Source organism: Paraburkholderia bannensis NBRC 103871 (genome assembly GCF_000685015.1).
Taxonomy (GTDB): domain Bacteria; phylum Pseudomonadota; class Gammaproteobacteria; order Burkholderiales; family Burkholderiaceae; genus Paraburkholderia; species Paraburkholderia bannensis.
In genome coordinates this window covers 68,026-81,625 of the sequence record NZ_BAYA01000015.1, presented here as the reverse complement: position 1 = coordinate 81,625, position 13,600 = coordinate 68,026, and the positions used below count along the sequence as shown (strand labels likewise).

The 13,600-nt window shown below is 63.3% G+C and carries 11 protein-coding genes; 4 read left to right on the top strand and 7 right to left on the bottom strand.

Annotated features, from left to right (window positions below):
• Positions 1 to 80: 80 nt before the first annotated feature.
• Positions 81 to 1,775, top strand: a complete 1,695-nt coding sequence (locus BBA01S_RS22670) for an electron transfer flavoprotein-ubiquinone oxidoreductase (protein WP_027818458.1) — start codon at positions 81 to 83, stop codon at positions 1,773 to 1,775.
• Between the two features lie 63 nt (positions 1,776 to 1,838).
• Here the strand turns inward: BBA01S_RS22670 and BBA01S_RS22665 are convergent, their stop codons facing one another.
• The 7 genes from BBA01S_RS22665 to BBA01S_RS22635 all read right to left on the bottom strand — a co-directional run bounded on the left by BBA01S_RS22665 (position 1,839) and on the right by BBA01S_RS22635 (position 10,350).
• On the bottom strand, positions 1,839 to 3,248 hold the full coding sequence (locus tag BBA01S_RS22665; protein WP_027818457.1) for an MmgE/PrpD family protein: 1,410 nt from the start codon (positions 3,246 to 3,248) through the stop codon (positions 1,839 to 1,841).
• Positions 3,249 to 3,300: 52 nt separating this feature from the next.
• The gene (locus BBA01S_RS22660; protein WP_027818456.1) at positions 3,301 to 4,371 is read right to left on the bottom strand and encodes a zinc-dependent alcohol dehydrogenase family protein; all 1,071 of its coding nucleotides are present in this window, start codon (positions 4,369 to 4,371) and stop codon (positions 3,301 to 3,303) included.
• A 74-nt stretch (positions 4,372 to 4,445) separates the two neighbouring features.
• The gene (locus BBA01S_RS22655) at positions 4,446 to 5,909 is read right to left on the bottom strand and encodes an aldehyde dehydrogenase family protein (RefSeq protein WP_042297710.1); all 1,464 of its coding nucleotides are present in this window, start codon (positions 5,907 to 5,909) and stop codon (positions 4,446 to 4,448) included.
• A 43-nt stretch (positions 5,910 to 5,952) separates the two neighbouring features.
• Positions 5,953 to 7,443, bottom strand: coding sequence for an aldehyde dehydrogenase family protein (locus BBA01S_RS22650; protein WP_027818454.1), 1,491 nt, complete (start codon positions 7,441 to 7,443; stop codon positions 5,953 to 5,955).
• 28 nt (positions 7,444 to 7,471) lie between these two features.
• Positions 7,472 to 8,362, bottom strand: coding sequence for an SMP-30/gluconolactonase/LRE family protein (locus BBA01S_RS22645; protein ID WP_027818453.1), 891 nt, complete (start codon positions 8,360 to 8,362; stop codon positions 7,472 to 7,474).
• A 64-nt stretch (positions 8,363 to 8,426) separates the two neighbouring features.
• Entirely contained in the window at positions 8,427 to 9,236 is an 810-nt protein-coding gene (locus BBA01S_RS22640) for an enoyl-CoA hydratase/isomerase family protein (protein WP_027818452.1), read from the bottom strand.
• Between the two features lie 175 nt (positions 9,237 to 9,411).
• Entirely contained in the window at positions 9,412 to 10,350 is a 939-nt protein-coding gene (locus tag BBA01S_RS22635; RefSeq protein ID WP_027818451.1) for a LysR family transcriptional regulator, read from the bottom strand.
• Positions 10,351 to 10,464: 114 nt separating this feature from the next.
• Here BBA01S_RS22635 and BBA01S_RS22630 point away from each other — a divergent pair, with 114 nt between their 5' ends.
• From BBA01S_RS22630 to BBA01S_RS22620, 3 genes are all read left to right on the top strand, one after another.
• On the top strand, positions 10,465 to 11,385 hold the full coding sequence (locus BBA01S_RS22630; RefSeq protein ID WP_027818450.1) for an alpha/beta hydrolase: 921 nt from the start codon (positions 10,465 to 10,467) through the stop codon (positions 11,383 to 11,385).
• Between the two features lie 15 nt (positions 11,386 to 11,400).
• Entirely contained in the window at positions 11,401 to 12,336 is a 936-nt protein-coding gene (locus BBA01S_RS22625; protein WP_027818449.1) for an alpha/beta hydrolase, read from the top strand.
• Between the two features lie 98 nt (positions 12,337 to 12,434).
• Positions 12,435 to 13,592: an NADH-dependent flavin oxidoreductase gene (locus tag BBA01S_RS22620; protein ID WP_027818448.1), complete on the top strand. Its 1,158-nt coding sequence runs from the start codon at positions 12,435 to 12,437 to the stop codon at positions 13,590 to 13,592.
• Positions 13,593 to 13,600: the final 8 nt, after the last annotated feature.

Genomic DNA, 13,600 nt, shown 5'->3' with positions numbered 1-13,600 from the left:
GGCTGGCTTGAGCGTGAAATCAAGCGTGAAATCAAGCGTGCAATCGACAAAGCACGACCGTCCCACATGAGTAGAAAGCAATGAACAGCAAAGACCTTCTGGCCCAGTTCGGCCCTCGTGAATCCATGGAGTACGACGTGGCGATCGTCGGGGCGGGCCCCGGCGGCCTCGCCACGGCGATTCGCATCAAGCAGCTTGCCGCCGGAAACGGCCAGGACGTATCCGTGGTGGTGCTCGAAAAAGGCTCGGAGCCTGGCGCGCATATTCTCTCCGGCGCGATCATGGATCCGCGCGCGCTCAGCGAGCTGTTTCCCGACTGGAAGGCGCTTGGCGCGCCGCTGAACCAGCCCGTCACCGAGGACGCGTATGTGTTTCTCGGCGAGCAATCGTCATGGCGCGTGCCCAATCTGCTGCTGCCGCCGTTCGCGCACAACGACGGCAATTACATCATCAGCCTGGGCGCGTTGACCCGATGGCTGGCGCAGCAGGCCGAGTCGCTCGGCGTCGAGATTTTCCCCGGTTTCGCAGCCGCCGAAGTGCTCTACAACGACGACGGCTCGGTCAAGGGCGTGGCGACGGGCAACATGGGCATCGGCAAGAACGGCGAGCCCACCGCTAACCTCCAGATGGGCATGGAACTGCATGCGCGCTACACCATCTTTGCCGAAGGCGCGCGCGGCCACCTCGGCAAGCAGTTGATCGAGCGCTTCCGGCTCGACGCGGGGCGCGATCCGCAGAGCTTCGGGCTCGGCATCAAGGAAATGTGGGAGATCGATCCGGCGCAGCATCGGCCGGGGGAGGTCATGCATACCGCCGGCTGGCCGATGGACAACGCGACCTATGGCGGCGGCTTCCTCTATCACCTGGACGGCAACCGGGTCGCGGTGGGTTTCGTGACGGGGCTCGGCTACAGCAATCCCTGGCTGGGTCCGTTCGAGGAATTCCAGCGCTGGAAAACGCATCCGCGCATTCGCCGCTACTTCGAGAACGACAAGGGCGAAATCACCGCGCGGCGCTTGTCGTACGGCGCGCGCGCCATCAACGCGAGCGGTATCGGCGCGTTGCCGAAGTTCGTCTTTCCGGGGGGCGCGCTGGTGGGCTGCGATGCGGGTTTTCTCAACGTCAGCCGTATCAAGGGCAGTCACGCCGCCATCAAGACCGGCATGCTGGCGGGCGAGGCCGCTTATGCCGCCGTCGTAGCGGGGCGTCGGCATGACGAACTGTCGGCCTATCCTGAAGCCTTCGAGGCAAGCTGGCTGTACACCGAACTGAAGAAGGATCGCAACTTCAAGAACTGGTTCAGATATGGCCTGAAGACCGGCACGTTGATGAACGGCTTCGAGCAACTCGTGCTGCGTGGCCGCATGCCGTGGACGCTGCGCCGTCACAAGCCCGATCACGCATATCTGAAGCCCGCGAGCGAATGCAAGCCCATCGTCTATCCCAAACCGGACGGCAAGCTGACCTTTGATCGCCTGTCCAGCGTATTCATCAGCAATACGAATCATGAGGAGAATCAGCCCGCGCATCTGACGCTCAAGGATGCGAGCCTGCCGACGCTGCTCAATCTGGCGCGCTACGCCGGGCCGGAGGCGCGCTATTGTCCGGCGGGGGTGTATGAATTTGTCGAGGAGAGCGAGGAAGGGGGACAGCGGTTGCAGATCAACGCGCAGAACTGCGTGCATTGCAAGACCTGCGATATCAAGGACCCTTCGCAGAATATCGTGTGGGTTACGCCTGAAGGCGGTGGCGGCCCGAATTACTCGGGCATGTAAAGCCGGGGTTCAAGAGAAAACGGCTGGCGGGCAGGTGTATTCTGCTCGACCAGCCGTTTGTCGTTACATCGCCCACATCTGAGTCAGTTGGGCAGTCTGCATCGCGGGGTCGAGTGTACGCAGCGTCGTCAGCAGTTTCTGGGCGCGCCCTTCACCCAGAATATCGCGGGTCAGTTCCATGAACTTGGCGTCCTGTTCCTGCTCGGGCATTGGATTACGGTCGGTGCCGATCGGATCTTCGACGAACACATGTTCCGCGTGGCCGTCCTTGAACGTTACGGTCACGTCGGCCACGAATCGGCCGGGATACTGCTTTTCCAGTGCTGGCTCTTCGCTGACGCGGATGCTACGAGCCATCGCGATGACGGGCGCCATATCGACGTTCCCCGCCAGATAGTCACGGTGGATCAGGAAGCCGTTGCCCTTGTCGAGCAGGGTGAAGGCGGCCTGGATGGGCAGGCTGAACTGCACGTGCTCGATGTTCTTCGGCTCATAGGCGTTGGCATTGGCCGTCCCGACCACGACGTTGAAGTGCGGCGTGATCTTCAGATGCACGTCGGCGATATCGTCGCGGCGCGTAGCGAACGGGCGCAGCGCGTCGATATAGGCATGCGTGCAATAACACGCGCAATACGCCTTGAGCCAGACCGTGCTCACCTCGAACGGCTGGTCGAGTGCAAAACGTCGCTCGGGCGCATCACCCGCCGCGCGCTGCAGGAAGGTGCGGAAAAATCCCTTGTTGCCGCTCAGGAACGCACGCGGGCCGGTGATGCCTGCACGCGCCATGTCGGCCGCCTGCATGCCGTTGCGCGTGCCGATGCCTGCGTGGATGCGCTTGATGGAGCCGCCGGTGGAGGTGTACTCGGTGGTGCCCGAGACGTGGCTCAACGCAATCGCCAGCGCGTGCAGCGTGGTTTCCGCATCGAAGCCGCGCAGTTTGGCGGCGACAGCAGCCGCGCCGAAATTCGAGAGCGTGCCGTGCGGATGAAAGCCGCGCTGCAGCAGATCGGGCTGGGCCAGCACGCCCAGGCGCGCGTAGACCTCGTAGCCGGCGACCATCGCCGTGAGGACGTCTTCGAGCGACGAGCCCAGTTCCTCGCCAATCGCGAGCGCCGCCGGGATCACGCAGCTACCCGGATGGCTGTAGCTGGGCCCGTGCGCGTCGTCGTATTCGAAGCCGTGGCCATAGGAGCCGTTCACGAACGCGGCGTCAGCAGCGCTCATCGTCACGGCCGAGGCGCTCACGCGGCTCTTGCCCAGCCGCTGCTGCGCCCTGGCGTATTTGAGCAGTTGCTCCGACCAGGGCATCTTCGATATGCCGATCTGCAAGGCGATCTGGTCGCGCAGCAGCCGGTTCAAGCCAGCGTGTGCGTCTGCGTCGAGATGCTCGTATTTCAGTTCCTGAATGAAGCGAACGACTTCCTGCTCTAACGGCGGACAGTTCGCCGGAGTGGTGGATGAGGTGTCGTGCACGGTGGTCACGCTTGTCTCCTTGCTTTCTGGATGCGTCTGGGAGTTCGGGAAATCAGAACAGGAACACGCCTTTGCCGCCCGCCTGGCCGTCGAACAGACGATAGGCTTCGTCGGCTTGCTCCAGCTTCCAGCGGTCGGTAAACAGCTTGTCCACGTCCACGCCGTGATCGGCGACGAAGTGAATGCAGTCTTTCATGCTGACTTCGGACATCGTGTACGAGCCGACGATCGTGCGCTGCTTGCCGATCACGTCCTTCATGCCGTCCACGTTGAGATTGCCACTGACGGCCACCAGGGCGATGCGTCCCCACGGGCGCGTACAGCGCACCGCTTGCTGCTTCGGGATGTCGCCGCCCGCGCAGTCCATCGCGCAGGTCGCGCCCAGGCCGCCGGTCAGCTTGAGGATGGCTTCGATCGGATCCTCCTTGCTGCCGTCCACCACGTGTGCCGCGCCGAAGTCCCTGGCGCGTTCGACGCGTTCGGCGGAAATATCGACGCCAATGACTTCCACGCCCATCGCCGCCGCCAGTTGCACCGCCGAGAGCCCGACTGGCCCGAGACCGAACACGGCCAGCGTGTCGCGCGCGCTGATGTTCAGGCGCAGCAGTGCGCCCCAGGCCGTGCCGGTGCCGCAGGAAACGGCGGCCCCCGTGGCGTACGAAACCTCATCGGGCAAATGCACGAGCGAGGTCACGGGCACCCGCATGTAGTGCGCGTGGCCGCCGTGCTTGATGACACCGTGAATATCTGCGCCGTGGCTGCACATCTGCGTCCAGCCGGTGCGGCAGTGGTCGCAGTGCTGGCAGCCTTCGTAGTGGAATACCGCGACGCGATCGCCCACCTTGAAGGCGCGCGCATCGACCGCCGCGCCAAGCGCGACGATCTGGCCGCACGGCTCATGGCCGCCGATGATCGGCGTGTCCTCCGACATGCCGCGCGACGCCAGGTCTTTGAAGCCTAGCGATTTGATGACGTCGGCCGGTTTGTTGCGATAGAAATGCAGATCGCTGCCGCACATCCCCGACGCTTTCATTTCTATGACCGCGTCGAGCGGGCCGGGCGTGGGGTCGTCGAAATCGAGGATGTCGAGTTTCCTGTCGCCCCTGAAAACGATGCCTTTCATGTGTGTCTCCTGAATTGTTTTCGTGACTGGAATGCGCGGCGTCCGTGACGTGGCCGCGTCTATCGTTAGTCCAGTCAGTCCAGATTGATGTAAGTGGCCCTGGGGTAGAGGAAGCTTTCCACGTGCTCCTTGCCGCCTTTCCAGCCATAACCGCTCATCTTCGTGCCGCCGAAACCCACGGCCGGATCGATCACGCCATAGCAGTTGACCCAGACCGTGCCCGAGCGGATGCCCTGCGAGACCTTGTGCGCGGTGGACAGGTCGCGCGTCCACACGCCGCCCGCGAGGCCATAAGGCGTGTCGTTGGCGAGTTGCAGCGCGTCCTCCACGGAGTCGAACGGAATCACCGATGCCACCGGGCCGAAGATCTCCTCCTGCGCGATGGTCATGTTGTTGCGCACGTTGGCGAAGACCGTGGGCTCGACAAAAAAGCCCTTGTTCAGTTCACCGCCAAGACGGCGGCCGCCATGAACCAGTTCGGCCTCCTTGCCGCCGATGTCCACGTAGTGCATGACGCGTTCAAGCTGGCGCTGCGAGATCAGCGGGCCGATCTGGGTGCCCGGCTCGCGGCCGTCGCCGATCTTGATGGTTTTGGCGAACGCGGCCATGCGCTGCACGAATTCGTCATGCACGGCGCGTTGCACGAGAATGCGCGTGCCCGCCACGCAGACCTGGCCCGTGTTGGTGAACACGCCCATCGACGCGCCGGGCACGGCCTTGTCGAGATCGGCATCGGCGAACACGATGTCGGGCGACTTGCCGCCCAGTTCGAGTTGCAGCCGCTTGAGGTTGCCTGCCGACGCCCGCACGATCGCCTGCGCCGTGCCCACCGAACCCGTGAAGGCCACGCGGTCCACGCCCATATGCCCGGCCAGCGCTTCGCCCACGTCCTTGCCATAGCCGGTGACGACGTTGATGACGCCGTCGGGAACACCGGCCTCCATCATCAGTTCGGACACACGCAGCGAGGACAGTGACGCATCCTCGGCGGGCTTGAGCACGGCGGTGCAACCGGTGGCGAGCGCCGGGCCGTAGATCCACCAGAGGCCCATCAGCGGACCATTCCAGGGGATGATGCCGCCGACCACGCCCACTGGCATCAGTTGCTTGAGCGCTGTGAAATTTGGCGCAATGGACAGCGGGCTAGCCGCCACCGTGCCCGCGCCCGTCTGCGAGGCATAGAACTGCAATAGCTGCGAAAGCCATTCCTTGTAGCCACGCGTGCGCGCAAGCGGCGCGCCCATGTCGAGCGTTTCGATCAGCGCCAGCTCGTCGAAGTTGTCGAGGATGACGTCGTGCACGCGCAGCAGCAGCTTGCGCCGCTCGTGTGCCGTGAAGCGGCTCCACGGCCCTTCGAAGGCCCGGCGTGCGGCGGCCACGGCGCGGTCGACATCCTGGGCATCGCCACGGGCGATCTGACATAGCCGCTCGCCCGTGGCGGGGTTAATGGCCTCGATGTACTGGCCCGAACCGGGTTCAACCCATTGCCCGCCGATCAGCAGTTTTTTCGTGCCTTGTACGAACGCAGGCGTGCTCATATCCACGGCGTGTCTCCTTGATGTATGTTTTGGGAAGCCGCGCTCACATGCGGACCATGATCGATTTCGTCTGCGTGTAGGCCTCGATTGATTCCTGACCGAACTCGCGCCCCCAGCCCGATTGCTTGTAGCCGCCGAATGCCATCGCCGGATCGGACTCGCCAAACGTGTTGATCCACAGACGCCCGGCCTTCAGCGCGCGCACGACCTTGTGGGCGCGCGATACGTCGCGCGTCCAGACGGCGGCGGACAGGCCGTAGCTCGTGTCGTTGCCTTGCAGCACGGCGTCTTCCTCGTCCTTGAACGGGATGATTGAGAGCACCGGGCCGAAGATCTCTTCCTGTGCGATGCGCATGCCGTTGCGCACGTTGTCGAACACGGTGGGTTCAACGAAGTAGCCAGCGCCGCTCCACCCGTTGCCGCCCAGGCGCAGCGACGCGCCGCCTTCCTGGCCCGCGCCGATGTACGACCAGACGCGCTCGCGCTGTTTCGCCGAGATCAACGGCCCGAGCTTCGTATCGGCGGCGAACGGGTCGCCGGCCTTCCACGTGGCCGCGAGTTGCGCCACGCGCTCCGACACCTGGTCGTGGATGCTCTCCTGCACGAACAGGCGTGTGCCCGCCGAGCACACCTGGCCCGAGTTGCCGCAGAAGGTTTTGACGGCGCTCTGCACGGCCTTTTCGATGTCGGCGTCGGCGAAGACCACGTTGGGCGCCTTGCCCCCGAGTTCCAGCGTCACTTTCTTCAGGTTCGACGTGGCGTCGCGCACGATCTGTTTGCCGATGGCCGTGGAGCCCGTGAACGCGATCTTGTCCACGCCCAGGTGCTGGGCGAGCGCGGCGCCCGCCGTCGCGCCAAAACCGGGCAGCACGTTGATGACGCCAGGCGGCAGGTCGGTCTCCTGGATCAGCTCCGCGAGACGGATCGAGGTCAGGCACGCCAGTTCGGCGGGCTTGAGGATCACCGTGTTGCCGCAGCACAGCGCGTTGGCGAACTTGATCGATGCCATCAGGATCGGCACGTTCCACGGAATGATCTGGCCGCACACGCCCAGCGGTTCGCGCAGCGTATAGATGAGCGTGCTGCCGTCCGAGGGGATCGTGCTGCCCAGCACCTTCGAACACCAGCCCGCGTAGTAGCGGAAGATGTCGACCGTGGCCGTCACCGCGCCCTGGGCGAACCAGAGCGGCATGCCGTTATCGAGCGATTCGATCGCGGCCAGTTCGTCGATGTGCTGCTCGATCCTGTCGGCGATCTTGAGCAGCGCGCGGGTGCGCGCGTGCGGTGACAGTGCGGCCCAGGATGGCGCCTCGAAGGCCTTGCGCGCGGCGATCACAGCGGCATCGACGTCGGCGCTGTCGGCTTCGGCCACATGGCAGAGCCGCTCTTCGGTCGCCGGGTTGATGACCTCGAAGGTCTTGCCCGATGCCGCGTCGATCCACTGTCCGCCGATGAGCAGGCGCTTGCCGCCTTGCTGGATCCAGGCGAGCGCCCTGGCGCGGGCTGCTTGAGCCGGGTTGGATGAATCCGTCATGAAGACTCCACGTGAATGGGTAATGCGCTCAGGCGACGGCGACGTCGACCCGAGTGGACAGCACGGCGCTCAGCGGGTTGGCGCGGCGCACGTCCGGGTTGAAATCGGCGGGCGTGACGCACAGGAACAGCGTGCGTCCGTCCGCGCCGCCCAGGGCGCACGCATAACAGTTGCGATCGCCGGTCTCGATCGTTTCGAGAATGTCGCCACCGGGCGCCACGCGCAGCACGCGCGCCTTCGTGAAGTCGGCGACCCAGATCGCGCCTTCGGCATCGACCTGCGAGATCCCGTCCGCCGCGACGGTGATTTCGGCCATCGACTGGATCACATCGTCGTTTTGCGGCACCGGGCCGAAACGCGCCCAGTCCCGGCGCGCCGATAGCGAACCATCGGGCTGGATATCGAACGCCGAGAGCCGGTTGCCGAACGATTCGGCGACCACGAGCGTGCGGTGGTCGATCACGGTCGGGCCGTTGGGGAAATGCAGCCCTTCGCTGACCACGGTGACCGTGCCGTCCGGATCGACGCGCGCCAGCCGGGCCGGGCGGCGCGGCGCCAGCTTCATGACGTCGAAGCCGAGATTGCCCACCCACGCGCGGCCCTGTGCGTCCACGACCATGTCGTTCGGTTCGAACTCCAGATGGGGGAACAGGTCTGCATGGACGACCACCGCGCCATCGTGCTCGCGCCGCAGCAGCTTGCGATCGTGCATGGAGACGGCGAGCAGGCGGCCATCGGGCAGCCAGCCAATGCCGGAAGGGCACTCGGGGACGTGCATTTCGGTTCGCAGGTCGCTGCCGTCCTCCAGGATCGAGCAAACCCGTTCGGAGTACAGATCGCTGAACCAGAAGCGTCCGTCGTGCCAGCGCGCGCCTTCGGTATGCGTCATACCGTCCAGCAGCAGGGTGAGTTGTCTCATGTTATTAACTATTATTAGTTAGGTAAAACGCGCAGTATCGCGCGTCGGGCAATCCGGCCGCGCGCTACGAGGGTAAGCGGGCCGACGGAAACTCAGGCTGTCGTTTGCCGCGCAGCGCGGCCAGCCCTTCCTTCACATCCTCGCCGAGGAAACACAGCATTTCCATCGCGAGCGAATTGTCGAAAATCGGCCCGGCGAGGCGCATCCAGTTGTTGAGCGACTTTTTTGTGGCACGAATGGCGGTCTGGCTGCCGCGTGCGAGATTGGCCGCGATGGCAAGCGATTTCGTCAGGACTTCTATGCGAGGCGCGCAGAACGTGACGAGGCCGATGCGCTCCGCTTCCTTGCCATCGATGAAATCGGCCGTCATCAGGTAGTACTTCGACTTGGCCATGCCGCACAGCAGCGGCCAGACAATCGCGGCGTGGTCGCCTGCTGAGACACCGAGGCGCGTATGACCGTCGGTCAGGCGTGCGTCTTCCGCCATCACACTCACGTCGGCCAGCAGCGCCACGGCGAGGCCAGCGCCCACCGCCGTGCCGTTGATCGCCGAAATAATGGGCTTATCGCAGGCCAGCATGTTGTAGACGATGTCGGAGGCCTCTTTCATCACGCGCATCGTGGCTTCGTGACTGTTCGACATTTCTTCCACGACGGAGAGATCGCCACCAGCGGAAAACGCGCGGTCGCCCGCGCCGGTGATGACTGCAGCCTTGACCTGCAGATCGTCGTTGAGCACGCCCCAGACCTGGGTCAGTTCCCAGTGCATCCGGTTGTTCGTGGCATTCATGAAATCGGGGCGATTCAGCGTAACGAGCATGACGCCGTCGGGCTGGGGATCGAACCGGAGGTACTCGAATTCTTCGTATCGCATGCTGAATTCCAAAACGGATTTGAACGGACCAACATGCATTGAACCCGCCGTGATCGGCGGGCGCAATGCGTGTGGTGCGCGTGTTCCGTACTTTGGTAGACGCTGCGGATAGCGATGCGAGCCCGGCTAAATTGCCTATAGTGGGGAAGACGCATTCAGCGCTGTTGCACGCGAATCAGAGCGACTCACGCTCTCGTTCTAGTTGTTCGCGTTGCGTGACCAGAAAGTCCATCAGCGCACGTGTTTTTGCAGGAATTTGCGCGCGCGAAGGGATGTAGAGATAGAAGCCGGGAAAAGGGCGGCACCACGGCTTGAGTACGCGCACCAGCGACCCATTGGCGAGATGATGCCGTACACACAGGTCGATGTGCTGCACGAGTCCGACGCCCTGTATTGCCGCGCGCAGCATGCTGTCGTCGTCGTTGAAGATGGCGTTGCCCTGCGGTTCGTAGACCACCGTCTGGGCCTCAGTGCCGGGTGTGGTGAACGACCAGCGGTCGATTGTGCCGCTCGACGTGAATCGATAGGAGAGGCAATTGTGGCGCATGAGATCGGCAGGGGTTTCCGGCGTGCCGTGACGCGCGAAGTATTCTGGCGAGCCGACAATGGCCATCTCCAGCATGGGGGTGACCGGCACGGCCACCATATGTTCGTCGAGACTCTCGCCAAGACGAATGCCCGCATCCAGGCCTTCTGCCACGATGTTCGAAAAACCGTCGTTCATCGCGAGTTCGAGACGCAGCTTGGGATAGCGTGCGAGGAAGTCCGCCATGTGCGGCTCCAGCAGCAGGCGCGCCGCGATGCGCGACGTGCTCACGCGGATTTGCCCGGCGGGTTCAGAATGGGCTTCGCCAAGTCCAGCCACCGCCCGTTCGATCGTCGCGAGCGCGGGCGCAAGCGTGTCGAACAGACGCTGTCCCTCCTCCGTAAGCGACATATCGCGTGTCGTGCGATGCAGCAGACGTACGTTGAGCTGCTGTTCAAGCGCCTTGAGTTGCTGCGAGAGCGCCGCACGGGACACCTCCATTTCCGTCGCCGCGCGGGTGAAGCTGCGATGGCGGGCAATGTTCACAAACGAGGCGAGTGCGGGCAGGAGAGAGGCTTCAATCGTCATATTGTCAAGTATAGCTTAACACTGATGTGTTGGAAAGGCGGTTTTTCCTATCCAAAGACGCGCCTATGATGAACTCCATTGCAACGGACTTACCCACACAGGAGCAAACCGATCATGCAAAGCGTTACCTTCAAGAACCTCAACGGCCAGGGCGTAACGATGGCTGCCAATATCCATCTGCCGGAAGGTTTCGACGCCAGCCGTAAGTATGCGGCAGTGGTGGTCGCGCATCCGGGCGGCGGTGTGAAGGAACAGACCGCTGGCCTGTATGCCAGCAAGCTCGCGGAAAACGGCCTCGTGGCGATTGCTTTCGATGCGTCCTACCAGGGCGCGAGCACGGGCGAGCCGCGTCAACTGGAAAACCCGTACATCCGTACCGAAGACATCAGCGCCGTGATCGACTATCTGGTGACGCTGCCGTATGTCGACGCCGAGAAGATCGGCGCAATGGGTATCTGCGCAGGCGGCGGCTACACCGCGAACGCCGCGATCGACGACCGCCGCATCAAGGCCGTGGGCACCGTGAGCGCCGTCAACATCGGCCAGATGTTCCGCAATGGCTGGGAGAACACGGTTGCGGACGCGGACGCGATTGCCTACATTGGCGCCGGTTCGCAGGCGCGCACGAGCGACGCCGTCAACGCGCAGCTGGCCACGCTGCCGCTCGCACCGATGCGCGAGGAAGACGCCCCGAACGCCGAACTGCGCGAAGCGTGGGAGTACTACCACACACCGCGTTGCGAGCATCCCAACGCGCCTGGCTTCATGACGGCTCGCAGCCTCAACCAGATCATCACCTATGACGCCTACAACAAGGCCGAAGCGTTCCTGACCCAACCGCTGCAGATCGTGGCGGGTAGCGTGGCCGGCAGCAAGTGGATGAGCGATGACCTGCTCGCTCGCGCCGCGAGCAAGGACAAACAGCTTCACGTTGTCGAAGGCGCGAACCACATGTCGCTGTACGACGTGCCGCAGTATGTCGACGAGGCCGTTTCCGTACTCGCGCCGTTCTTCCAGCGCACGCTCGGTCACTGAAAACCAGGACACGTCATGAACGCCAGTAACTTTCGCACCGTTAGCTACAGGAACCTGGGATGGGATACGGCGGCCGACCTCTATTTGCCGCCCGAATTCGACGAGACGAAGCAGTATCCCGCTATCGTCAGCACGCACCCGATTGGCAGCTGCAAGGAGCAAACCGCCGGCAACGTCTACGGTGCAGCGCTTGCGCGGGAAGGATTCGTCGTCGTTGCCTTCGATGCCAGCTTCCAGGGCGCAAGTGGCGGGTCGCCGCGTTTTATCGAAGATCCGTCGATTCGTGTGTCGGATATCCGCTTTGCCATCGACTATCTCGTCACGCTGCCTTATGTCGATGAGAACCGCATCGGCGCGATCGGCGTGTGCGGCGGCGGTGCCTATACGATTCATGCAGCCATGACCGATCACCGCATCAAGGCGGTGACGTCGATCACCGGCGTGAACTTTGGCCGCCTGATTCGCGAGGGTTTCAGCAATTTCGATCCCGTCGGCGCGCTGGAGGCGATGGGCCAGCAGCGCACGGCGGAAGCAAAGGGCGCGCCGCGCAACGTCATCAACTATCTGCCTGCATCGGTCGATGAAGGCCGCAAGAATGGCGTGACGGATATCGACGTGCTGGAAGCCACGGACTATTACAAGTCCGATCGTGGACAGAAACCGAATGGCGCGACCAGTGGGTTGTTTTCGTTCAACAGCGCCGCGATGGGCTGGGATGCATTCCTGCATGCCGAAGTGCTGCTCACGCAGCCGCTGATGGTGGTGATCGGCGACAAGCCCGGCGCTTTTGGTGCATATCGCGATGGCTGGGAAATCTACGGCCGTGCGGCATCGAAGGACAAGCATATCGTCGTGGCCGAAGGCTGGTCGCATTACGACCTGTACGACAAGCCCGAGCCGGTTGCGCTGGCGCTCAAGAGCGTGGTGCCGTTCTTCAAGGAACATCTGTAATCCGTGCAGGGACACCGCCGATGCGGTGTCCCTGTCGCGCGGTCGATCGTGTATCGCACAACGACGGCGACCAACCTTATTTGATGTCATTGCAGCCCATGATTCAGACAATCGATCCCTTGTTCGAGGCATTTTCCTTTCCCAACGGCATGACGCTACGCAACCGTCTTGTCATGGCGCCGATGACGACCTGGTCAGCCAACGCGGACGCGACGGTTTCCGATCAGGAACTCGCCTGGTATCGTGCCCGAGCCGGTGCTGTCGGGCTGGTGCTGACCGGTTGCACGCACGTGACGGAAAACGGCGTTGGTTTCACGCACGAATTTGCCGCCTACGATGATCGGTATATTCCCGGTTTGAGCCAGCTTGCGCAGGCTGCTAAAAGCGGTGGCGCGCCAGCCGTATTGCAGATATTTCACGCGGGGAACAAGGCTGTGCATGGCTTGATCCCTGGTGGACACATGGTGAGCGCCAGCGCGACGAAAGCGACGCCCGGGCCGTTCAACGACGGCCAGCACAGCAGCCGGGCGTTGGATCATGACGAAATACTGGCGGTGATTCGTGCGTTCGGCGAAGCCACGCGGCGCGCGATAGAAGCGGGTTTCGATGGTGTGGAACTGCATGGCGCACACGGGTTCCTGATCCAGAACTTCCTCTCTCCGCTGTATAACCAGCGCACCGACGAATGGGGCGGATCGCTGGAAAATCGCCTGCGCTTTCCGCTGGCAGTGGTGCGAGAAGTCAAGCGCGTCGTAGCCGCGCATACGGAACGTCCGTTCCTCGTGGGCTATCGCCTGTCTCCGGAAGAGTCGGGAGAAGGGGCACTACGGATCGGCGACGCGTTCGCGTTGGTGGATCGGCTGATCGACATGGGTATCGATTACCTGCACGTTTCGCTCTACGACCTGCTTGCTGGCAAGCCGCAGGACTATGCGGGCAATCAGACCACGATCGAGCAGATCGTCGAGCGTGTCCGCCAGCGTGTGCCGCTGATCGCGGCGGGTGGCATTGGCCAGCCGGAGCAGGCACGCAAGGCCTTGACGCTCGGTTTGCCGCTGGTGGCGCTGGGGCGAGGCCTGGCCACGACGCCGGAATGGGTGGAACTCAGCCGGATGCGAAGCGACGCGGCGATCGATATCGCGCTGGATCTCACCCGTGAACCCGCAGAGCTTCGCATTCCTGACAAACTATGGGGCGCGATCAAGGCGACCGCGGGATGGTTCCCCGTGCGCGATGATGCACTCGATACCGCTTGACGCACCGT

What these genes read in the sequence shown, in the direction of transcription:
- BBA01S_RS22645 (WP_027818453.1), bottom strand. Translation starts at nt 8,362, where the DNA reads ATGAGACAACTCACCCTGCTGCTGGACGGTATGACGCATACCGAAGGC.
- BBA01S_RS22620 (WP_027818448.1), top strand. Translation starts at nt 12,435, where the DNA reads ATGATTCAGACAATCGATCCCTTGTTCGAGGCATTTTCCTTTCCCAAC.
- BBA01S_RS22635 (WP_027818451.1), bottom strand. Translation starts at nt 10,350, where the DNA reads ATGACGATTGAAGCCTCTCTCCTGCCCGCACTCGCCTCGTTTGTGAAC.
- BBA01S_RS22630 (WP_027818450.1), top strand. Translation starts at nt 10,465, where the DNA reads ATGCAAAGCGTTACCTTCAAGAACCTCAACGGCCAGGGCGTAACGATG.
- BBA01S_RS22655 (WP_042297710.1), bottom strand. Translation starts at nt 5,909, where the DNA reads ATGAGCACGCCTGCGTTCGTACAAGGCACGAAAAAACTGCTGATCGGC.
- BBA01S_RS22660 (WP_027818456.1), bottom strand. Translation starts at nt 4,371, where the DNA reads ATGAAAGGCATCGTTTTCAGGGGCGACAGGAAACTCGACATCCTCGAT.
- BBA01S_RS22625 (WP_027818449.1), top strand. Translation starts at nt 11,401, where the DNA reads ATGAACGCCAGTAACTTTCGCACCGTTAGCTACAGGAACCTGGGATGG.
- BBA01S_RS22640 (WP_027818452.1), bottom strand. Translation starts at nt 9,236, where the DNA reads ATGCGATACGAAGAATTCGAGTACCTCCGGTTCGATCCCCAGCCCGAC.
- BBA01S_RS22650 (WP_027818454.1), bottom strand. Translation starts at nt 7,443, where the DNA reads ATGACGGATTCATCCAACCCGGCTCAAGCAGCCCGCGCCAGGGCGCTC.
- BBA01S_RS22670 (WP_027818458.1), top strand. Translation starts at nt 81, where the DNA reads ATGAACAGCAAAGACCTTCTGGCCCAGTTCGGCCCTCGTGAATCCATG.